This window comes from Tahibacter sp., from assembly GCF_032229445.1.
Lineage (GTDB): Bacteria > Pseudomonadota > Gammaproteobacteria > Xanthomonadales > Rhodanobacteraceae > Tahibacter.
This window is the reverse complement of record NZ_JAVTWC010000079.1, coordinates 23,014-43,716: the sequence shown is the minus strand read 5'-3', so window position 1 is coordinate 43,716 and position 20,703 is coordinate 23,014. Positions and strand designations below refer to the sequence as shown.

The window sequence follows — 20,703 nt, the reverse complement described above, 5'->3', positions numbered from 1 at the left end:
CGTAACGCGGTTCGCCCCACGGCTGCGACACGGTCCTACTCCATCTGCGCGAGCAGGAAGGCGCGCGCATAGCGCCAGTCGCGGTCGATCGTGCGGCGCACGACGCCGAGCAGCTCGGCCACGCGGTCGAGCGTCAGCCCGCCGAAATAGTGCAGCTCCACGACCCTGGCCGCACGCTCGTCGTCGCGCGCGAGCGCGTCGAGCGCGGCGTCCAGCTGCAGCGCCTGCTGCGGCCCGAGCCCGACGGCGTCGACGGCCGGGTCGGTCAGCGACAGGCGCACCTGGTCGCCACCGGATTTCAGACGCAGGCGCTGGCGCGCGCGGTCGACGAGAATGTGACGCATCGCGCGCGCCGCATAGGAAAAGAACTGGGCCGGATCGGCGAACGCGAGTTCGTCGCCGTGGCTGATCCGCACATACAGGTCGTGCACCAGCTCGGTCGTGTTGACGGTGCCTCCGCCGACGCGGCCGAGTTCGCGGTGCGCCATGCGCTTGAGGCGTTCGTAGACTTCACCGAACAGGGCGTCGGCATTCGGCGCGGGGACATCGGGCGTCGTGTCGGGTGTCGAGGACATGCGCGGGCCGGTGTCGGAATGCGGTGGCGCATTGTGCGCCCGGATTGGTCTCAGCCGGCTATGGACCCTGCCGCAAATTCCAGGGTCAGGTCGCGCGGCCGGTCGGGCAAGTCCAGCTCGCTGCGGCGCTCGGGACTGCGCGCGACGATGCGGCCGGCGCGCAGTACGTACAGGCGCGCGGCCTTCAGGCGTATCGCCTCGAACGGATCGGCCGCCTGCAGCACGACGAGATCGGCGCGGCAGCCCGGCTCGAGGCCGTAGCCGTCCAGGTGCAGGATGCGCGCGGCGTTGACCGTGACCGCGTCGAAGGCCTGGCGGATCGCGTCCTGCGACGTCATCTGCGCCACATGGATGCCCATGTGCGCGACCTCGAGCATGTCGGCGCTGCCGAAGGAGTACCAGGGATCCATGACGCAGTCGTGGCCGAACGCGACGTTCACGCCGGCCGCCAGCAGCTCCGGCACGCGCGTCATGCCACGGCGTTTCGGATAGGTGTCGTGGCGCCCCTGCAGCGTGATGTTGATCAGCGGGTTGGCAATCGCCGCGACGCCGCTTTGCGCCATCAGCGGCAACAACTTGGACACGTAGTAATTGTCCATCGAGTGCATCGAGGTCAGGTGCGAACCGGTCACGCGACCGTGCAGGCCCAGCCGATGGGTTTCGGCGGCCAGCGTCTCGATGTGTCGCGACAGCGGGTCGTCGGACTCGTCGCAGTGCATGTCGACGAGCAGGCCGCGGTCGGCGGCGATCCCGCACAGCCGGCGTACCGATTCGGCGCCGTCGGCCATGGTGCGCTCGAAATGCGGGATGCCCCCGACTACCTCGACGCCGCGGTCGAGCGCGCGCAAGAGGTTGTCCTGCGCCGTGGCACACCGCAGCAGGCCGTCCTGTGGAAACGCGACGAGCTGCAGGTCCAGATACGGCGCGACACGGCGCTTGACCTCCAGCAGCGCATCGACCGCCAGCAGGCGGTCGTCGCAGATGTCCACATGGCTGCGGATCGCGAGCAGCCCCTGGCTCACGGCCATGTCGCAGTAAGCCAGCGCGCGCTCGACGAGGGCGGCCTGGGTCAGTGTGGGCTTGAGTTCGCCCCAGAGCGCAATGCCTTCGAGCAAGGTGCCGGATCGGTTCCGACGCGGCAGGCCCAGCGACAGCGCGGCGTCGAGATGGAAGTGCGCGTCGACGAACGGCGGCGAGACCAGACGCCCGCCGACCTCGATTTCCTGGCGCGCCGTTGCCGGCAGGTTCGGGGCGACTTCAGCGATGCGACCGTCGCGGATCGCGATGTCCTGGTCGCGGCGTCCGTCGGGCAGGTTGGCGTGGCGCAGGATCAGGTCCATGGCGTGGCGGGTAGCGAAAACGGAGCCGAAAGCTAGCACGCGCCGCGCCGCTGCGCCGCCGCTTGCATCCGTGCGCAGGTAGTGCAACGCTCGGCGTTCGGTCGGCGATACGGTCTCGCCGATTGCGCTGCGGCAGTCAGTCCGCAGCGCGCAGAAACTTCCCGCCGTGCGGCCTCGCGCCCGCAGCGAAAGACAGCAGGAACAGCGGGCGCCCCCGGCGACGCCGTTCCCGCACATTGCACTCGCGCTAACCCAGGCGCGCGCAAGCGGAACCGGCGCCATTGCGGCACCATCCGGTCTTGCCCGCACGAAACCCCAGGACCGAGCCCACCATGAATCTTGCCGCGACCGCCCCGGCGCCGCCGTCCGCTACGGATCTCAACCTCGACCCGTACTGGATGCCATTCACGCACAACCGCTATTTCAAAGCCCACCGTCCGCTCGACCGCCTGCTGGTCGGCGCCGAAGGGGCGTACTACACGACCGTCGAAGGCCAGCGCCTGTTCGACTGCCTGTCCGGCCTGTGGTGTTCGTCGCTGGGCCATCGCGATCCGCGCATCGTCGAGGCGGTCAAGGCGCAGCTGGACAAGGCCGACTACATTCCCGCGTTCCAGGTCGCGAGTCCCGACACCTTCCGCCTGGCCGAGCGCATCGCCGCGGTCGCGCCGGGTGATCTGAATCGCGTGTTCTTCACCAACTCCGGCTCCGAGGCGGTCGATACCGCGGTCAAGATCGCGATCGCCTACCACCGCCTGCGCGGCGACGCCTCGCGTACCCGCATCATCGGCCGCGAGAAGGGTTATCACGGCGTCGGCATTGCCGGCATCTCGGCCGGCGGCATGCTCGCCAACCGCAAGATGTTCGCGCCGCTGATGCTGCCCGGCGTCGACCACCTGCCGCATACCCACAACCTCAAGGAAATGGCGTTCTCGCGCGGCCAGCCGACCTGGGGCGCGCACCTGGCCGACGATCTGGAGCGCCTGGTCGCGCTGCACGATGCCTCGACCATCGCCGCGGTCATCGTCGAACCCATGCAGGGTTCGGTCGGCGTGGTCGTGCCGCCGCAGGGATACCTCGCGCGCCTGCGCGAGATCTGCAGCAAGCACGGCATCCTGCTGATCTTCGATGAGGTGATCTGCGGCTTCGGCCGCATGGGCGACTGGTTCGGCGCGCAGGTCTTCGGCGCGACGCCGGACCTGATCACCTTCGCCAAGTGCGTCAACAACGGCACCGTGCCGATGGGCGGTGTGATCGCGACCGACGCGATCTACGATACCTTCATGCAAGGCCCCGACTACACGGTGGAACTGTTCCACGGATATACCTATTCCGCGCATGCGCTGGCCGTGGCCGCGGCGCACGCGACCCTCGACATCCTCCACGACGACGGCGTGCCGCAGCGTTTCGCCGAACTCGCGCGCAAGATCGAGGACGCCGTGCATACGCTCAAGGGCGAGCCCAACGTGATCGACATCCGCAACTGCGGCGCGTCCGCGGCGGTGGAATTGTCCTCGCTGCCGGGCCAGCCGGGACTGCGCGGCCTGCGCCTGTTCGAGGAAGGCTTGAAGCGCGGCCTTCTGTTGCGCTTCACCGGCGACACGGTCGCGATGGCGCCGCCGGTCATCACGACCGATACGGAACTGGAGCAGATGATCGAAGGCGTACGTGCCTGCATCCGCGCCGTGGCGTGATGGGCAGCGCGGCGGTTTTTCGCTGCGCCCCTGTCATTGAACCGGCTTCCGCGCGAAGCCATCGCACCGGTCTCGCACAGCGCGGCCGATGCCCAGGAGAAAACCATGCTAGCCCCCGCCATCATTCCGCACTTCATTGCCGGCGAACGTCACAGCACTGACGAGGCGCGCACGACGCCGGTCTACAACCCGGCCACGGGCGAGCAGACCGGGCGCCTCGCGCTGGCCACGCCGACCGACGTCGATGCGGCCGTGCAGGCCGCGCGTGCCGCGTTCCCGGCCTGGTCGCAGACGCCACCGCTCAAGCGCGCGCGCGTACTGTTCAAGCTGCGCGAGATCATCGAGCAGCGCGCCGACGAACTCGCCGCGGCAATCACCGCCGAACATGGCAAGACCCACAGCGACGCACTCGGCGAAGTGCAGCGCGGCATCGAGGTCGTCGAGTTCGCCTGCGGCATTCCGCAGCTGCTCAAGGGCGAGATGACCGAGAACGTCGGCTCGGCGGTGGATTCGCACAGCCTGCGCCAGCCGCTCGGCGTGGTGGCCGGCATCACACCGTTCAACTTCCCGGCCATGGTGCCGCTGTGGATGTTTCCGATCGCGATCGCCTGCGGCAACTGCTTCGTGCTCAAGCCGTCGGAACGCGATCCGTCGCCGTCGCTGCTGCTGGCCGACTGGCTGACCGAGGCGGGCCTGCCGTCCGGCGTGTTCAACGTCGTGCAGGGCGACAAGGTCGCCGTCGATGCGATCCTCGCGCATCCGGACATCGCCGCCGTGAGCTTCGTCGGCTCCACCGCGATCGCGCGCTACATCTATGCGACCGGCTGTGCTGCGGGCAAGCGCGTGCAGGCGCTCGGCGGCGCGAAGAACCACATGGTCGTGCTGCCCGATGCGGATCTCGACCAGGCCGCCGACGCGCTGCTCGGTGCCGGCTACGGCTCGGCCGGCGAGCGCTGCATGGCGATCTCGGTCGCCGTGGCGGTCGGCGACGAGACGGCCGACAAGCTGATCGCGAAACTCGCGCCGCGCGTGGCCGCGCTGAAGATCGGCCGCGGGGATGACGCGGCCATGGACATGGGCCCGCTGATCACGCGCGCGCATCGCGACAAGGTCAAGGATTACGTCGACATCGGCGTCGACGAAGGCGCGCAGCTCGTCGTCGACGGGCGCGGCCATCGCGTAGCCGGGTGCGAAGAGGGCTTCTTCCTCGGCGGGTGCCTGTTCGACCACGTCCAACCCGGCATGCGCATCTACCGCGAGGAAATCTTCGGACCGGTGCTGTCGCTGATGCGCGTGAGCACGTATGAGGAAGCCGTCGCGCTGGTCAACGCGCACGAATACGGCAACGGCGTCGCGCTGTTCACGCGCGACGGCGACGCCGCGCGCGACTTCACCCAGCGCGTGCAGATCGGCATGGTCGGCATCAACGTGCCGATTCCCGTGCCGATGGCCTTCCACAGCTTCGGCGGCTGGAAAGCCTCGCTGTTCGGCGACCATCACGTCTACGGCCCCGAAGGCGTGCGCTTCTACACGCGCCTCAAGACCGTGACCACGCGCTGGCCGACCAGCATCCGAGCGGGCGCGCAGTTTGTGATGCCGCATACTTAGGAAGATCTGGGCGGCGTTTGCATGGTCGCTCTTGTGCCCGGCACCAGATCTCCACAACCCTGGCCAAACGCGTTGCGTTTGGCCGGTCCGGCCCGTCGGGCGTTCAGAGCGATCAGAACCTACGTTCTGAGCGATCACTCTTCACCCCCTTGACTCAAGGGGGCTCCAAGATCAACAGCAGATGTCGGCGTAACGGGAAATTTCGCAAGGACGCAGGAGAGGGCTGAAAGCACATCGCGTTTCGATTCGTCTCGTGTCGCGTCCTACTTCATTCTTGCGCGGAGAGTGTACTCATGAGTGCTGTGCTGAAAGACGATTCGACGGCCGGGCCGCAGGTCAACGGTCAGCGCCTCTGGGACAGCCTCATGGAAATGGCGCGGATCGGCGCGACGCCGAAGGGCGGCGTCTGCCGCCTCGCGCTGACCGATCTCGACAAGCAGGGCCGTGACCTGTTCGTGCGCTGGGCCAGGGAGGCCGGTTGCACGATCAGTGTCGACAGGATGGGCAATGTGTTCGCGCGCCGCGCCGGCAGCGACGACAGCCTCGCGCCGGTCATCACCGGCTCGCATGCGGACTCGCAGCCCACCGGCGGCAAGTTCGACGGCATCTACGGCGTGCTCGGCGGGCTCGAAGTGATCCGCAGTCTCAACGACCACGGCATCACGACGCGGCGCGCGATCGAAGTCGTGATCTGGACCAACGAGGAAGGCTCGCGCTTCGCGCCGGCGATGGTCTCCTCGGGTGTGTTCGCCGGTGTGTTCTCGCTCGACTACGGCCTGTCGCGTGCTGACGTGGATGGCAAGACCATGGGCGAGGAACTCGCGCGCATCGGCTATGCCGGCGACCAGCCCGTCGGCGGCCGGCCCATCCACGCGGCGTTCGAGCTGCATATCGAGCAGGGGCCTATTCTCGAAGCCGAAGGCACGACCATCGGCGTCGTGCATGCGGCGCAGGGCCAGCGCTGGTACGAAGTCGTGTTCACCGGCCAGGAATCGCATGCCGGCCCGACGCCAATGCCGCGCCGCCGCGATGCACTGCTCGGCGCGGCGAAAGTCATCCAGCTCGTCAACGCGATCGGCCACAAGTACGCGCCTTACGCCTGCGCGACCGTCGGCATGCTGCAGGTGCATCCGAATTCGCGCAACGTGATTCCGGGCCGCGTGTTCTTCACGGTCGACATCCGTCATCCGGAAGACGCGGTGCTGTCGCAGATGGATGCCGACCTGCGCGCCGGTATCGCCGCGGCAGCGAGCGAGGCGGCCGTCGAGGTGACGACGCTCGAGCAGATCTTCTACTACGCGCCAGTCGCGTTCGACGCCGACTGCGTCGCCTCGGTACGCGCCGGTGCGCAGAAGTTCGGCTACTCGCACCGCGACATCGTCTCGGGCGCGGGCCACGACGCGTGCTATCTCGCCAAGGTTGCGCCGACCAGCATGGTGTTCGTGCCCTGCATCGGCGGCATCAGCCACAACGAGATCGAGGACGCGACGCCCGAGTGGATCGAAGCCGGCGCGAACGTGCTGCTGCATGCGATGCTGGAGCGCGCGCAGAGTTGATCGCTGCAAACTCCCTCTCCCCCGCGCAAGCGCGGGGGAGAGGGCTCAAGAACACGCTCTCGCCCAAGACCCGAGAGAGCCCCAGCACTCCCAGGCAACCGCATCAAACCCAGGAGCCCGAATGCCCCGCAAAGACACCGCCGACATCGCCGCCGCGCGTCTGCCGGCCGCCACGCTGGCACAGAATTTCGATGACGTCTCGCCGCCGCTCGATCGCCAGGCCGCGCTGATCGCGGCGCAGCGCTGCTACTACTGCTACGACGCGCCGTGCATCGAGGCCTGTCCGACCGGCATCGACATCCCGAGCTTCATCCGCCGCATCACGACCGACAATCTGCGCGGCGCGGCGCAGGACATACTCGGGGCCAATGTGCTCGGCGGCATGTGCGCGCGGGTCTGCCCGACCGAAATCCTCTGCGAGGGCAGTTGCGTGCGCAACACGGCGGAATCGCAGCCGGTGCAGATCGGCGCGCTGCAGCGCTATGCGACAGACTGGGTATTCGACAGCAACACCGTTCTGTTCGACCGCGCAGCCGCCAGCGGCAAACGCGTTGCGGTCGTCGGCGCCGGGCCGGCCGGCCTGTCCTGCGCGCATGCGCTCGCACGCGCCGGCCACGACGTCACGATCTTCGACGCCAAGCCCAAGCCGGGTGGGCTCAACGAATACGGCATCGCCGAATACAAGGTGCTCGATTTCGCCGCGCGCGAGATCGAATGGCTGCTCGGCATCGGCGGCATCACCTGGGAAGGCAACCAGGCGCTTGGCGAAAACCTGCACTTGTCCGAACTGCGCCGCGACTACGATGCAGTATTCCTCGGCCTGGGCCTGTCCGGCGTCAACGCGCTCGGCATCGAGGGCGAACAGCTGGCTGGCGTGCGCAATGCGGTCGACTTCATTGCCGACCTGCGCCAATGCGACGACCTGACGCAGCTGCCGGTCGGCCGCCGCGTCGTCGTGATCGGCGGCGGCAATACCGCGATCGACGCGGCGGTGCAAAGCCGCAAGCTCGGCGCCGAATCGGTGACCCTGGTCTATCGCCGCGGCAGCAGCAGCATGAGCGCGACCTGGGCGGAGCAAGAGTTCGCCAAGACCCAGGGCGTCAACGTGATCGAATGGGCGCAGCCGCGTCGCATCCTCGGCGACGGCGCCGTGGCCGCGATCGAATTCGAATACACCCAGCTCGACGAGTCCGGCCGCCTGCTCGGCACCGGCGAATTCCTGAGCCTGCCCGCCGACAGCGTGCTCAAGGCCATCGGCCAGGTGCTACTCGCGCCGCGCGCGAACGGCGACGGTAGCGCGGTCATCGAAGTCAGCAACGGCCGCATCGTCGTCAACGCCGAATTCGAGACCTCGGTGCGTGGCGTCTGGGCCGGCGGCGACTGCGTCGGCAGCAAGGTGGACCTCACGGTACAGGCGGTCGAAGACGGCAAGCGCGCCGCGCGCGCGATCCATGCGCGCCTGGGCACCCACGCAAACGCGGAGAACTGAGATGGCGGACCTGCGCAATAACTTCGTCGGCGTGCGGTCGCCGAATCCGTTCTGGCTCGCCTCCGCGCCGCCGACCGACAAGGCCTACAACGTCAATCGCGCGTTCGAAGCCGGCTGGGGCGGCGTGGTCTGGAAGACGCTCGGCCTCGACCCGCATGTCGTCAACGTGAGTTCGCGCTACGGCGCCGTGCAGTTGAACGGCCAGCGTATCGCCGGCCTCAACAACATCGAACTGATCACTGATCGTCCGCTGCAGGTCAATCTCGACGAGATCCGCCAGGTCAAGCGCGACTGGCCCGATCGCGCCATGATCGTCTCGCTGATGGTTCCCTGTGATGAGGAGTCGTGGAAGTACATTCTTCCCCTGGTGGAAGACACCGGCTGCGATGCGGTCGAACTCAACTTCGGTTGCCCGCACGGCATGTCCGAGCGCGGTATGGGTTCGGCCGTCGGCCAGGTGCCCGAATACGTCGAACAGGTCGCGCGCTGGGTGAAACAACACTCGCGCCTGCCCTGCATCGTGAAGCTCACGCCGAACATCACCGACATACGCCACTCGGCGCGCGCCGCATTCCGCGGCGGCGCCGACGCGGTGTCGCTGATCAATACGATCAACTCCATCGTCTCGGTCGATCTCGACATCATGGCGCCGACGCCGACCGTCGACGGCAAGGGCACGCACGGCGGCTACTGCGGGCCGGCGGTCAAGCCGATCGCGCTGAACATGGTTGCCGAGATCGCGCGCGACAGCGAAACGCGGACCCTGCCGATCTCCGCGATAGGCGGAATAGGGACCTGGCGCGACGCAGCCGAATTCATGGCCCTGGGCGCCGGCAACGTGCAGGTCTGCACTGCGGCCATGCACTACGGCTTCCGCATCGTCGACGACATGATCGCGGGACTGTCGAACTGGATGGACGAGAAGGGTTACCGCACGCTCGAGGACTTCCGCGGCCGCGCCGTGCCCAACGTCACCGACTGGAAGTTCCTCAACCTCAAGTACGACATCAAGGCGCTGATCGACCAGGACAAATGCATCAAGTGCGGCCTTTGCCACATCGCCTGCGAAGACACTGCGCACCAGGCCATCGCGAAGGAAAAGGACGGCAAGCGGCACTTCGAGGTCATCAACGAGGAATGCGTCGGCTGCAACCTGTGCATGCACGTGTGTCCGGTCGACAACTGCATCAGCATGGTGCGCGTCGACGAGGGCGGCTATGCCAACTGGACCACGCACGAGAACAACCCGGGCCGGGTCGGAAAGACTGAAATCGTATGACTACTTTCATAGCGATTAAGATTCACTACGATCATCGTGGAGATTTGCCCTATTTCGCCAAATACTCACGGGCCGCCACTAAGCAAGAGAACGACGAATATCTCAGCCTCTACGAAAGCGGCATAGGTGGTCAAGGTTTTCATGAGTGCCTGAATTTTCGAATACCGACGGACTACGAAAAAGTTAGGGCGTATCTACCGCCAACATGCATGCCCAAGAAGTCTGAGGAGGATCTTGTTGTCTTCTCATTTACATATAAGGGCGACCGAGAGCGATCCTCGGAAGTCGTTGGGGTGCATGCAGGTTGCCGCTTCTTGGGGCGAGATGGTTTGCCTCGTCCCAGTTATGAGAACGCTCGGGGTGTAGATCCATTCTGGTATCACTTCGAAGCGGACCCAGCCTTGACTACGCTGTTCTCTGCTCGTCTGCCATATGCTGCGGGCGATGGGGAATTTACGCCAGCGTACTCAAAATGGGGCTATGGCCTGAGAAACCTTAAGCCTTTACATGCTCAATCAATTCTGAATGCGGCGCTTCGTGGATTAAACGAATGCGGACCCGCTAGTTCACCAACAGAAGTTTATGCGCGCGAGCGCGAGCGCGCTGTTCTCGAAAAGATACGGGGAGCATATTTTGGTTCTGCAGCTTCGGGGATGTCGAAAAGAAATCACGGATCGCCCCAGTCTGCTGATCACGAAATTGGCTACTTGGGGGAAAAATATGTATTTGAGAAAGAAGTCGAGTACGTAAAAACAATCGGTCTCAGTGCTTCATCGGTAGAATGGACTTCTCAAGCCACCCCAACGGCACCGTTCGATATCAAGACCAAGAGAAAGGATAGGTCGGGTACTGGCTACTGCGACCATTTCATAGAAGTGAAGTCAATGCGGTCGTCTGAAACGGGGCGTATATTCATATCAAGCGCGCAAGTCGATTTTTCGGTCAAAAACCATCCAAATTCTGTGTTCGTGATTGTGAACTTCGGCAGCGGGGTTCCGGAGTCTTCTAGCGAGATGACATCTGAGCAGCTACTCAGGTATTACGCCTTGGAGCCAATCAAGTTTGAGGCGATCCCGAAGACCTAAAATGATTAGGATATTTGGAAATGACCGATAAGTTCACCCATGGCGTGGAGGTTCTTGCTACGGGTTCGCTGTACAACGCCGACCTGGCGCCGACCACCGCGGCCCAGCGCACCTGGACCTGGTATCACTTCGCCGCGCTCTGGGTCGGCATGGTCATGTGCATCCCGTCGTATACGCTCGCGGCGGGGCTGATCGACCAGGGCATGTCGCCGTGGCAGGCGGTGACGACGGTGCTGCTCGGCAATGCCATCGTGCTCGTGCCGATGCTGCTGATCGGTCACGCCGGTACCAAATACGGCATCCCGTATGCGGTGCTGGTGCGCTCGTCCTTCGGCACGCAGGGTGCCAAGCTGCCGGCGCTGCTGCGTGCCGTCGTCGCCTGCGGCTGGTACGGCATCCAGACCTGGTTCGGCGGCCTGGCCATGTACACGCTGCTCAACATCATCACCGGCAACGCATTGCAGTCCGATGCGCTGCCGCTGCTCGGCATCAATGCCGGCCAGCTGATCTGCTTCCTCGCGTTCTGGGCGCTGCAGCTCTACTTCGTCGTGCACGGCACGGACTCTATCCGCTGGCTGGAAACCGTGTCCGCGCCGATCAAGATCGTCATGTGCCTGTTCCTCGTCGGCTGGGCGCTGAGCCACGCCGGCGGCTTCGGCAGCATGATGTCGATGCCGTCGAAATTCGTCGAAGGCGGTGAGAAGGCCGGTCTGTTCTGGGTGGTGTTCTGGCCCTCGCTGACGGCGATGGTCGGGTTCTGGGCGACGCTCGCGCTGAATATCCCCGACTTCACCCGTTTCGCGCGCTCGCAGCGCGACCAGCTCATCGGCCAGACCATCGGCCTGCCGATTCCAATGGGCCTGCTCGCGCTGATGTCGGTCATCGTGACCTCGGCGACGGTCGTGATCTACGGCAAGGCGATCTGGGACCCGGTGGACCTGTCCAGCCGCTTTACCGGCATCGGCGTAGGCATCGCGCTGCTGGTGCTGACGCTCGACACCATGTGCTGCAACCTCGCGGCGAACCTCGTCGGCCCGGCCTACGATTTCGCGAGCCTGAATCCCAAGCGCATCTCCTATCGCACCGGTGGCCTGATGACCGCGGGCATCGCGCTGCTCGCGATGCCGTGGAAGATTCTCGAAAGCACACAAGGCTATATTTTCACCTGGCTCGTCGGCTATTCCGCGCTGCTTGGCCCGGTGGCCGGCATCATGCTCGTGGACTACTACGTGTTGAGGGATACGAAACTCGACGTGAAGCAGCTGTTCGAGGAACGCGGCATCTACGCCTACCGCAACGGCTGGAACCCGGCCGCGATCATCGCGCTGCTGGCCGGCGTGCTGCCGAACCTGCCCGGCTTCCTGCATGCGGCGTTTCCGCAGTCCTTCGCGGGCGTGCCGGAGGTGTTCAAGGTGCTTTACACCTACGCGTGGTTCGCAGGGCTTGGCATTTCGGCGATTGTCTATGCGGTGCTGATGCGTGGCGTGGTTTCGCGTGAGTCGCTGGTTCAGCCGCATTGAACAGGGCGGCATGACGTGCACGGCGAACACCATCCCCATCCAAGCCCTCCGGCCCGTCCGGCCCTTGAGACGGTAAGAATCCTGCGGTTCTCCGCCACCGCTTCCACCCCCCTTGAAGGGGACGGTATTTACCGCCGTTCCAGGCCGCGTGCGTACGGCCTGAACAAGCCCTCCCCTTCGAGGGGAGGGTTGGGTGGGGATGGTGTTTGCTTCGCCGCCAGATCGCCGCGCCACGTCGTCCTAGTCATTCGTCGGCAGCAACCATGCCGCATCCAGTCCGGAGACATCCCATGACCCTGTTGATCCGTGGCGGCACCGTCGTCGATTCCACCCACAGCTACCGTGCCGATGTGCTCTGCATCGACGGACGCATCGCGCAGATCGGTACTGACCTGGAAGCCCCAGCCGGCGCCGTGATTGTCGACGCCGGCGGACAGCTCGTCATGCCCGGTGGTATCGATCCGCATACGCACATGGAGCTGCCGTTCATGGGCACGGTCGCGAGCGACGACTTCTATTCGGGCACCGCGGCGGGTCTCGCCGGCGGCACTACGAGCATCATCGACTTCGTCATTCCCAACCCGCAGCAGTCGCTGCTCGAGGCCTTTCACGCCTGGCGCGGCTGGGCGGAAAAGGCCGCGTCGGACTATGCCTTCCATGTCGCCGTCACCTGGTGGGACGAGTCGGTGCATCGCGAGATGGGCGTGCTCGCCAACGAACACGGCGTGGCCAGCTTCAAGCATTTCATGGCGTACAAGGGCGCCATCATGGCCGACGACGAGATCCTCGTGAACAGCTTCCGCCGTGCGCTGGAACTCGGCGCGCTGCCGACCGTGCACGCGGAGAACGGCGAGCTCGTCTACCAGTTGCAGAAGCAGTTGCTGGCCGAGGGCAAGACCGGACCGTCTTCGCATCCGCTGTCGCGGCCGAGCGCCGTCGAAGGCGAAGCGGCCAACCGCGCGATCCGCATCGCCGAAGTCATCGGCGTGCCGCTGTACATCGTGCATGTGTCGGCGCGCGAAGCCGTGCAGGAAATCGCACGCGCGCGCGGCGAAGGCCAGCGCGTGTTCGGCGAAGTGCTCGGCGGGCATCTGCTGCTCGACGATTCGGTCTATCTCGATGCGGATTTCACACGCGCCGCGGCGCACGTCATGAGTCCGCCGTTCCGTCCGAAGCACCACCAGGAAGCATTGTGGCAGGCGCTGCAGGCCGGTCACCTGCACACGACCGCGACCGATCACTGCACCTTCTGCGCGCCGCAGAAGGCCGCGGGCAAGGACGACTTCACACGCATCCCGAACGGTTGCGGCGGCGTCGAGGACCGCATGGGCGTGCTGTGGCACTACGGCGTCAACACGGGCCGTCTGACGCCCAGCGAGTTTGTCGCGGTGACCTCGACCAATGCCGCGCGCATCTTCAACCTGTATCCGCGCAAGGGCGCGGTCGACGTCGGCGCCGATGCCGACCTCGTGGTCTGGGATCCGGCCGCGACGCGCACGATCTCGGCGAGCACGCACCACCAGAACGTCGACTTCAACATCTTCGAGGGACGCACGGTGCAGGGACTCGCGCGCCATACCGTCGCCGGGGGCAAGCTGGTCTGGACCGATGGCGACCTGCGCGCCGAACGCGGCGCCGGCCGCTATCTGCCGCGGCCGACATTCCCGAGCTATTTCGAGGCCAATGCGAAGCGGCGTGGCTGAACTCGTCGCACGGCACAATGTCTGCTGACCTGTACGGCAAATCCCGCAACAGTGCGGAGCCGCCCATTTCGGCGGCGCCGGCGTCGCGCAGAGGGAAACCTGATGAGAGTCGCCGTTGCATTCGCAGTGCTGTCCGCAGCCATTGCTGCGCCAGCCGCGGCACCTGTTGACGACAGCGAATTTCGGACAGAAGCGGTGGCCATCTTGCTGGAAAAAGCATTGTCCGAAATCGAGGACACGCACTTTGTCTGCGTGTCCGTAGAAAACGCTCCGCTGCTGCCGAACACGCTTTCGCGCTATGCCGCCGACCACGGGCGCAACCTGGGCGGTCCGGCCGAGTGCGTCTGCGTGGAGAAAGGCGACAGGCAGGTCTGCACACGAAAAGGATTTCCCGCGGTAAGGGCTTGCTGGTTGACGATGTTCGACTTCAGGATCACATCCGATCGAGAAGCGTTCTTGACGTATCTGGTGTCGTGTGGGTGGCCTGAGGGTGGAGGCGAGGCCGTGCGATTCGAGAAAAAAGAAGGTCGCTGGATATACGCGGAGGCTGTAGGCCGGATCGTGCTTTGAGCGGCTTCTCACGCAAGGCCAGACCGATCGAACAACGTCCGGCAGCGTCTCGCGCGTTGCAGGAATTGCGTGGCGAGATCGGCAACATCGCGTTGTCGTTTTGCATCCCTGCCCAATGACACGCCGCGAATGTGCGGTTCTTGACGTCATCGGTGCTGCGCGCAGCCAAGTCCTCCGTAGAGGCGTCAGATGATTCCGCAGTCACGCAGAACGTGACGGCAAGCGATCCACGGGATCGCGCGGTGTCGGCCCGCAGTCCGGCTTGCCTGAAGTGGAGGTCATCATGAAAGCTCGTCTGTTCGCGCTTGCCCTGGCCCTGTGCGGTTCCACGGCCATGGCGGAATCCCGCATCGATCTCGACGTGCTCGCAGCGCAGTCCGACCTGAGCACGCGCCAGGTCGCGATGCTGTTCGGCGCCTCGGCGGCGTATCCGGAGTTCAAGGCCTCCTACATGCAGGTCAAGCATCAGTTCACGCAGGCGGTTGGCCAGGAGCGCTACGAAGCCTTGCTCGCGGTCCACAAGGCACAGCAGGAAGGCCGTCGGGTCGCCGCGAGCGTCGCGCGCAAGGCGGAGTCCGGCATATGAGCTTTCCGAGCTGACGTGACCCCGAAAGCCACCATTCAATCAGCGCGGCCGTCAGGTTCTCCGTCTCCCCCAAGCGCGTGAACGCACTTGGGGGAGAGAGCTAAAGCGCCACGGCCGACGGCGGCCACCGCGTACATCGTCCGCGCTTACGGCGGTGCGGTCAATTGAGGCATGCTGCACCGGCCCATCGCCGGAGTGGACTCGTGGCCAGAGCGTTGCGTCGTATCGGCTGGTTGCTGGCCCTGCTGTTCGTGCTGTATCTCATTGCGGCGAACGTGTTTCTCAACGCGGGATTCGGGCCGGGCCTGATCAACCGCAAGCCGGACCGCTTCAGCATGCAGTGGGAGCATGGCCTCAGCTTGTATCCGGGGCATGTCGTGCTGTGGCAGGCGAAATTCCGCGGGCACGCGCGTCGCATCGCCTGGCATGCGCGCGCCGACCGGCTCAGCGGACGCATCGCGTTGTGGCCGTTGCTGCGGCGCGAACTGCAGGTGCCGCATACCTGGGCCGACCAGGTGACCGGTGGGCTCGATCTCACGCACGAGCTCGAACCGGCGGAACCGCGGCCGGGCGGCTGGGTATTGCGCTTCGACCGCATCGCCACCGACAGCCTGCGCGAAGCACGCTGGGGCAGCCACACCCTGACCTCGGACGGTCGCGCCGAATTCGGTATGTGGAAGCAGCTGCGTGGCGGCGCTCTGGAAATTTTCCCGTCGCAGGCGACGCTGCGGACGGTGCGGCTGCGCCAGGGTGACATCGACTGGCTGCGCGATGCCACGCTGGCGGTTCGCTTTGCGCTGCCGCGGCACACGCGCGACGAGGCGGCCGGCTGGCACCGGCTCGCGCTGGCGACGCTGTCGCTGGAGCTCGATGGCCAGGTGCCGGCCTTCGCGGTGCACATGGACGAGGAACCGCGCTGGCGCGGTGCGGTGGGGCAGGGCGAGGGCGGCACGGTGCACGCGAGGCTTGCGCTCGAGCGCGGCGAACTCATGCCCGGCGGCGTGCTCACGCTCGGCGTACCGCTGCAGGCCACCGACAGCGCCGGCAAGCGCTGGACGCAGCAGGCGAACCTGCAAGGCCGCGTTGCCGAGACGATCGAACTCAAGCTCGACCTGCCGCCACCGCCGTCCGGAAAGGGCCGCATCTCGGCCGATCTGCGCGTCGCCGGCCGCGAGGTGATCCCGCACCAGAAGGCGCCGCCGCTGTTGCCGCGCGTCTCGGGCACGGTCGGGGTCCAATGGCGCTTCGATTCGCTGGACTGGTTCGGCCCGCTGCTGGCCAAGGCGGCGTGGCTGCACCTCGACGGCGCCGGCGAAATCGACGCGAATATCCTGCTCAAGGACGGCCGCATCGACGCGGGCAGCACGCTGAAGATTCCGGACGTGGCGTGGCACGCCGACGTGCAGGGCGAACGCTTCACCGGGCGCGCGCGCGCCGACGGTCGCGTCGATACCGAAGACGGCGAGTTGCGCCCGCGCGTGGATATCGTCGTGCAGCAGTTCCAGATCGGCGAATCGGCCTCGCCGCAGCAGGCCATGGTACGCGGCAAGAACCTGCGCCTCGAACTGCGCTCGACCGGCCGCGTCATCGAATTCCGTGATTCGCTGCGCGCGCGGCTCGTGTTCGAGCGCGCCGACGTGCCCGACCTGCGCGGCTTCAACCGCTATCTGCCGGGCCACACGCTGCGATTCCTCGGTGGTCGCGGCCAGCTCAGCGGCGACCTGCAGCTCGACCCTGCGGGCAAGGTCGGCAAGGGCCGCCTGCAGGTGCAGGCGCGCCAGGCACAGCTGGCGTTGAGCGACCTCGAATTCAGCGGCGACGTCGACGTCGCCGCTCAACTCGCGCGCGCCGACCTCGGGAACGAGGAGTTCGTGCTCGACGGCACGCGGCTGGGTGTTCGCAACGTCAAGGTCAGCGATCCGGAGCGCGCCTCGCCTGGCGACTGGTGGGCCGACATCCGCTTCGACCGTGGACGTCTGCACTGGGGATCACCGCTGCGTATCGACGCGACGGCGTCCGCGCGCCTGCACGACGTGAGCCTGCTGCTCGCGCTGTTCACGCGCAACAAGGACTATCCGCGCTGGGTGCTGCGTCTGCTCGATGCGGGCGTCGTGGACGCGTCGATGCGCGCCGTGATGCGCGACGGCGCCATCGTGCTCGAGGATCTGTCCGTCAGTAACGACCGCTTCGACCTCAAGGCGCGCGTGCGCCTCGCCGACAAGCGCGCGCAGGGCGCTCTGTTCCTGCGCTGGGCCCGGCTTGGACTCGGGCTTGAATTGAAGGACGACGAGCGCAAATTCCACCTGCTCAAGGCGGCAGAATGGTTCGGGCAACAGCCACGGCTGCTGCCGGCCGCGCGCTGACCGGCGCGCCGCACCGCGGCACACTACGTTTCCCGCGCTGCGCCGGTTGCGCCGGCCGCGGCGTTTTCCACGGACGACATCGCATGCGCAAACGAACGAGCAGACAGCGTCAACGGGAAATCGCCGCGAAAGCGCGCATTCGCGATCTCGCGCAGCGACGGCGGCGCGTGCGCCGGGACCCCGACGCTGCTGATGGGCCGTGGGAAATGCTTCGCGTGGCGGGGGCCGAGACATCCTCGTCATGAACACGCCGCTCGACAATCCGATCTGGCATTCGCTGCGCAGCCGGCATGCCGCCCTGGGCGACGGCGGCCAGCATGCGGCTTGCTACGACCCCGACATCGCGCCATTCGCCGGCGTCGCTTCCGCCGATGCGCAGTGCGGCGCCGCGCTGGCTACCCTGCTCGGTGATCGCGAGCCGTACTACCTCGTCGGCGTGATTCCGCCGGTCGTGCCGGGCTGGCGCCTCGACGACCACGGCGTGATTGACCAGATGCTCTGCGCGCGCGCGCCGGATCTGCCCGACGGTCCGGCGATGGTCGAACTCGGCGCTGGGCACGTCGCGGACATGCTGGAACTCACCGCCCTCGTATTCCCCGGCTACTTCCGTCGCGACACGTTGCGCATGGGCCGCTATCTTGGCATCTACATCGGCGACCGCCTCGCCGCGATGGCCGGCGAACGCATGGCCTTGCCGGGCCATCGCGAGATCAGCGCAGTCTGCACGCATCCCGACCACACCGGCCGCGGCTACGCCCAGCGCCTGGTCGCGCAAGTCACGCGCGACGTGTTCGCCGCGGGCCTGCTGCCGTTCCTGCATGTGAGCCCGGGCAATACGCGAGCAAAGCAGGTCTACGAGCGGCTCGGCTATGTCGATCGCGCTGCGGTGGTGCTGTATGCGCTGCATCGCGATGAGTGAACCGTCCGCCGCCAGAAAACCGCAGGTCTTCGGCTTCGGCGCGCTGGAGCGCGTCGTGCCCTTTGCGCTCATCGTCGGCGCGCTGCTCGCCTGTGTGCTTCCGTTCATGCGCATCGAACCGGGTTATCACATCACGGTCTGGGTCGGCTTTGCCGCATTTGCGATGTTATATACATGCGGTGTTGTCATCGCCTGCAAGATGCGCATCGAACTCGACGACGAGACGCTCGTCGTACAGGGCGGTCCCATCCGTCACGTGATCGCGCGCCGCGATATCCAGCTCGATCGCGTGCAGCGCTTCACCCGCACGCCCCTGTGGGATCTCGAACAGCCTCTGCGGCGTAGCGGGTTCCGTATACCGGGCTTCGTGGTGCGCCGATACTCCGGCCCCGGCCAGAAAACCGTCGTCACCATCCTCACCGCCAGCGATGCGGTGTTCGTGCCGGCGCGTGACTTCGATCTCGTCGTGTCGCCGGAGGACATCGACGGGTTTCTGGCGGCGCTGGGTGTGACTGTTCCACTGGTGCCGGAATAGCGATGCCAGCACCCTCTTCTTCGCCGGTTGTCGCGCCTCGACGTTCAGTCGTCGCGGATTGCCATGCTGGGAATGGGCGCTGCGCCAATGTGGCTTCAGCCTCTTGCCTTGCAAGAACGGGCGGCATCGGCAAGAGGACAGGTCACTCCGGCGTCCGGAAGCCCGCCAAGCGCTTGCGTATGGCTGCATAACGCAGGCAACGTCGCGCACATCACACGCATACCGAGACACACATGGCCAGCAGCTACACCGCGGAATCCATGCACGCGCTGCTGCGCGCGCTAGTCGCGCCTGAGATTGCGGACCGGAAAGCGGCCGACTCGCTGATGTTTTCATTGTTCTGCGCATCGGGCGGCGAGAAGAATCCGCAGATGGCCGCATTGATCGATGCGGCAACAACGCGCTTCGGGGCCGAGGAAAGGGATTTCCTGCGCGATCTCACCTTGTTCTGGATGGATGCGTCAGCAATCGCGTTTGCCTCTCGGATGAAAGGATTCGGTAGCAGAGCCGATGCGACGCCATCGTGGCAGCCTTCGCCGCATGTTCCGGTGTTTTTCTGTCGTGAAAGACCGAGCTTTCACGCGTTCGGATTGTTCGGTATGGGCATAGGCGAATATCTGCTCGGCCAGAGCGCCCGCCTGGAATTTCTCGTGCCGCAGTTGCAGCGAGGGCTGGCTCATCCGGAACCTCTGGTCGCCGACCGCTGCTGGACGATACTCGGCAACCTGCCGGCGGCGGCTATCGTTGCCTTCCCGGCCATGCGTGACATGGCGTTTGAACGCGGCGCGCGTTTCGCGCCCGACCAGCCGATGCGTGCGTTGGCGGCGATCATCGCTGCGCATCCGTCGCTTGCGTGCGAGTTGGCCGATGCCTTGCGTGCCAATGTCGGCGATCAGCGGATCGAAGTGATCTGCGAGCTTGCAGGCCATTTGCCGCAGGTCCCCGAGCCGCTGGCTGCCGCGATGCGCGAGCGTTTCGACAGGAGTGCGGATGCCTCGGAGCGCTATACCTTGTTCGTTGCATTGATCCGAATTGCGCAGGGCGCCTCGTCGCCGGCCACGCGGGGGCTGCTTGAGTGTGCCGAGACGTTGTCGCAATCGAACGCCCCGCTATTGCGTGCCGCATCGGCATGGGGTCTGGTGCGCATGGGAAATGTGGAATCGCACGACGTAGCGATGATCGCGTTGTTGCGGGACACGGACTGGGTGACGCGCAGCAATGCTTGCCTGGCCGTAGCAGCGTGGACGCCCACCGCGGAACTGGCGATCGCCGTCGCCGATCGGCTCGGCGACTGGGAAGGATACGATGGATATCCGCATGCCAATGCGCTGCACACGCTCATCGCCTGGAAGGAGCAGTCCGTGCCCGCTGTTGCACGCATCGGGTGCTGGCTCGATGAGACCGATGTCGACGCCGGTGAACTGTCCGCCGATTCGCTGCTTGAACTGTTGCAATCGCTGGGGCCGCAAAGCGTTGCTTTGGTGCCGCAGGTGACCCGATTCGTTGCGGCGAACTGGCACGAAGAAGGCGAGCAGAACGTAGATTCCGACGCGGATAAGTGCCGAGAGGACGAGCCGGCGGACGAACCGCTCGACCCGTCGTCGATTCTCGACGGACTGGATTTGCCGGCAGAGATCGTTGCGCGGCTTCCGGTCGAGGAGATGCAGAAGGAAATCGATGAATGGGCGGAAGCGCTTGCCGATCCGCCGGATGGCGCGACAGGCGGTGGGTCCGGTGATCTCGTACAGCGCCTCGGCCTTGACCCGAACGAAGACATCCCCGGCACGCGCAGCTCGAAGGAATTGGCCGGAGAGCCGGACACCGAAGTTCTGCTGCGGCGATGGATTGCGCGGATGTCGTAGCTGTCGGGATGCTGTGACCTCC

Annotated in this window: 17 protein-coding genes; 14 read left to right on the top strand and 3 right to left on the bottom strand. The window is 65.8% G+C overall.

All coding sequences use genetic code 11. The annotated features are described in order from the left end of the window. Window positions 1-35: 35 nt before the first annotated feature. Both RUU78_RS14015 and RUU78_RS14010 read right to left on the bottom strand, forming a co-directional pair. Window positions 36-575, bottom strand: coding sequence for an ECF-type sigma factor (locus RUU78_RS14015; protein WP_313917613.1), 540 nt, complete (start codon window positions 573-575; stop codon window positions 36-38). Between the two features lie 50 nt (window positions 576-625). Continuing rightward, entirely contained in the window at window positions 626-1,915 is a 1,290-nt protein-coding gene (locus RUU78_RS14010; protein WP_313917611.1) for an amidohydrolase family protein, read from the bottom strand. 332 nt (window positions 1,916-2,247) lie between these two features. On the opposite strand from RUU78_RS14010, the gene RUU78_RS14005 reads away from it, so the two are divergent. The 13 genes from RUU78_RS14005 to RUU78_RS13945 all read left to right on the top strand — a co-directional run bounded on the left by RUU78_RS14005 (window position 2,248) and on the right by RUU78_RS13945 (window position 18,819). Then, a complete protein-coding gene (locus RUU78_RS14005) occupies window positions 2,248-3,606 on the top strand; it encodes an aspartate aminotransferase family protein (RefSeq protein WP_313917609.1) in 1,359 nt (452 codons plus the stop codon). Between the two features lie 105 nt (window positions 3,607-3,711). After that, complete coding sequence (locus RUU78_RS14000) at window positions 3,712-5,214, top strand: CoA-acylating methylmalonate-semialdehyde dehydrogenase (protein WP_313917607.1); 1,503 nt, start codon at window positions 3,712-3,714, stop codon at window positions 5,212-5,214. A 293-nt stretch (window positions 5,215-5,507) separates the two neighbouring features. Beyond that, window positions 5,508-6,770 carry a Zn-dependent hydrolase gene (locus tag RUU78_RS13995; protein WP_313917604.1) on the top strand — a complete coding sequence of 421 codons (1,263 nt, stop codon included), beginning with the start codon at window positions 5,508-5,510 and terminating at the stop codon, window positions 6,768-6,770. A 121-nt stretch (window positions 6,771-6,891) separates the two neighbouring features. Then, on the top strand, window positions 6,892-8,259 hold the full coding sequence (locus RUU78_RS13990; RefSeq protein ID WP_313917602.1) for an NAD(P)-dependent oxidoreductase: 1,368 nt from the start codon (window positions 6,892-6,894) through the stop codon (window positions 8,257-8,259). Window position 8,260: 1 nt separating this feature from the next. Then, window positions 8,261-9,538 carry an NAD-dependent dihydropyrimidine dehydrogenase subunit PreA gene (preA, locus tag RUU78_RS13985; RefSeq protein WP_313917600.1) on the top strand — a complete coding sequence of 426 codons (1,278 nt, stop codon included), beginning with the start codon at window positions 8,261-8,263 and terminating at the stop codon, window positions 9,536-9,538. Further along, window positions 9,535-10,623, top strand: a complete 1,089-nt coding sequence (locus RUU78_RS13980; RefSeq protein ID WP_313917598.1) for a DUF3883 domain-containing protein — start codon at window positions 9,535-9,537, stop codon at window positions 10,621-10,623. Before preA ends, RUU78_RS13980 begins: the two co-directional genes overlap by 4 nt. A gap of 20 nt (window positions 10,624-10,643) precedes the next feature. After that, window positions 10,644-12,143, top strand: a complete 1,500-nt coding sequence (locus RUU78_RS13975; protein WP_313917596.1) for an NCS1 family nucleobase:cation symporter-1 — start codon at window positions 10,644-10,646, stop codon at window positions 12,141-12,143. A 290-nt stretch (window positions 12,144-12,433) separates the two neighbouring features. Further along, entirely contained in the window at window positions 12,434-13,846 is a 1,413-nt protein-coding gene (gene hydA / locus RUU78_RS13970; RefSeq protein ID WP_313917594.1) for a dihydropyrimidinase, read from the top strand. 102 nt (window positions 13,847-13,948) lie between these two features. Next, window positions 13,949-14,416 carry a hypothetical protein gene (locus RUU78_RS13965; RefSeq protein WP_313917592.1) on the top strand — a complete coding sequence of 156 codons (468 nt, stop codon included), beginning with the start codon at window positions 13,949-13,951 and terminating at the stop codon, window positions 14,414-14,416. Window positions 14,417-14,699: 283 nt separating this feature from the next. After that, window positions 14,700-15,002, top strand: coding sequence for a hypothetical protein (locus tag RUU78_RS13960; RefSeq protein WP_313917590.1), 303 nt, complete (start codon window positions 14,700-14,702; stop codon window positions 15,000-15,002). Window positions 15,003-15,205: 203 nt separating this feature from the next. After that, window positions 15,206-17,365 carry a hypothetical protein gene (locus RUU78_RS13955; RefSeq protein ID WP_313917589.1) on the top strand — a complete coding sequence of 720 codons (2,160 nt, stop codon included), beginning with the start codon at window positions 15,206-15,208 and terminating at the stop codon, window positions 17,363-17,365. 241 nt (window positions 17,366-17,606) lie between these two features. After that, a complete protein-coding gene (locus tag RUU78_RS13950; RefSeq protein ID WP_313917587.1) occupies window positions 17,607-18,284 on the top strand; it encodes a GNAT family N-acetyltransferase in 678 nt (225 codons plus the stop codon). Beyond that, on the top strand, window positions 18,277-18,819 hold the full coding sequence (locus RUU78_RS13945; protein WP_313917585.1) for a hypothetical protein: 543 nt from the start codon (window positions 18,277-18,279) through the stop codon (window positions 18,817-18,819). The genes RUU78_RS13950 and RUU78_RS13945 overlap by 8 nt, the downstream gene beginning before the upstream one ends. Before the next feature lie 461 nt (window positions 18,820-19,280). Here the strand turns inward: RUU78_RS13945 and RUU78_RS13940 are convergent, their stop codons facing one another. Continuing rightward, a complete protein-coding gene (locus RUU78_RS13940) occupies window positions 19,281-19,661 on the bottom strand; it encodes a hypothetical protein (RefSeq protein WP_313917583.1) in 381 nt (126 codons plus the stop codon). Between RUU78_RS13940 and RUU78_RS13935 the strand changes: the two genes are divergently transcribed. Further along, the gene (locus RUU78_RS13935; protein ID WP_313917581.1) at window positions 19,638-20,681 is read left to right on the top strand and encodes a hypothetical protein; all 1,044 of its coding nucleotides are present in this window, start codon (window positions 19,638-19,640) and stop codon (window positions 20,679-20,681) included. The genes RUU78_RS13940 and RUU78_RS13935 overlap by 24 nt on opposite strands. Window positions 20,682-20,703: the final 22 nt, after the last annotated feature.

Bases quoted from the DNA above. Each gene is read 5' to 3' on its own strand.
- RUU78_RS13965 (WP_313917592.1), top strand. From the start codon at position 13,949: ATGAGAGTCGCCGTTGCATTCGCAGTGCTGTCCGCAGCCATTGCTGCG.
- RUU78_RS14015 (WP_313917613.1), bottom strand. From the start codon at position 575: ATGTCCTCGACACCCGACACGACGCCCGATGTCCCCGCGCCGAATGCC.
- RUU78_RS13975 (WP_313917596.1), top strand. From the start codon at position 10,644: ATGACCGATAAGTTCACCCATGGCGTGGAGGTTCTTGCTACGGGTTCG.
- RUU78_RS14000 (WP_313917607.1), top strand. From the start codon at position 3,712: ATGCTAGCCCCCGCCATCATTCCGCACTTCATTGCCGGCGAACGTCAC.
- RUU78_RS14010 (WP_313917611.1), bottom strand. From the start codon at position 1,915: ATGGACCTGATCCTGCGCCACGCCAACCTGCCCGACGGACGCCGCGAC.
- RUU78_RS13960 (WP_313917590.1), top strand. From the start codon at position 14,700: ATGAAAGCTCGTCTGTTCGCGCTTGCCCTGGCCCTGTGCGGTTCCACG.
- preA (WP_313917600.1), top strand. From the start codon at position 8,261: ATGGCGGACCTGCGCAATAACTTCGTCGGCGTGCGGTCGCCGAATCCG.
- RUU78_RS14005 (WP_313917609.1), top strand. From the start codon at position 2,248: ATGAATCTTGCCGCGACCGCCCCGGCGCCGCCGTCCGCTACGGATCTC.
- RUU78_RS13990 (WP_313917602.1), top strand. From the start codon at position 6,892: ATGCCCCGCAAAGACACCGCCGACATCGCCGCCGCGCGTCTGCCGGCC.
- RUU78_RS13980 (WP_313917598.1), top strand. From the start codon at position 9,535: ATGACTACTTTCATAGCGATTAAGATTCACTACGATCATCGTGGAGAT.
- RUU78_RS13950 (WP_313917587.1), top strand. From the start codon at position 17,607: ATGAACACGCCGCTCGACAATCCGATCTGGCATTCGCTGCGCAGCCGG.
- hydA (WP_313917594.1), top strand. From the start codon at position 12,434: ATGACCCTGTTGATCCGTGGCGGCACCGTCGTCGATTCCACCCACAGC.
- RUU78_RS13995 (WP_313917604.1), top strand. From the start codon at position 5,508: ATGAGTGCTGTGCTGAAAGACGATTCGACGGCCGGGCCGCAGGTCAAC.
- RUU78_RS13945 (WP_313917585.1), top strand. From the start codon at position 18,277: ATGAGTGAACCGTCCGCCGCCAGAAAACCGCAGGTCTTCGGCTTCGGC.
- RUU78_RS13940 (WP_313917583.1), bottom strand. From the start codon at position 19,661: ATGCGCAGCGATGATCGCCGCCAACGCACGCATCGGCTGGTCGGGCGC.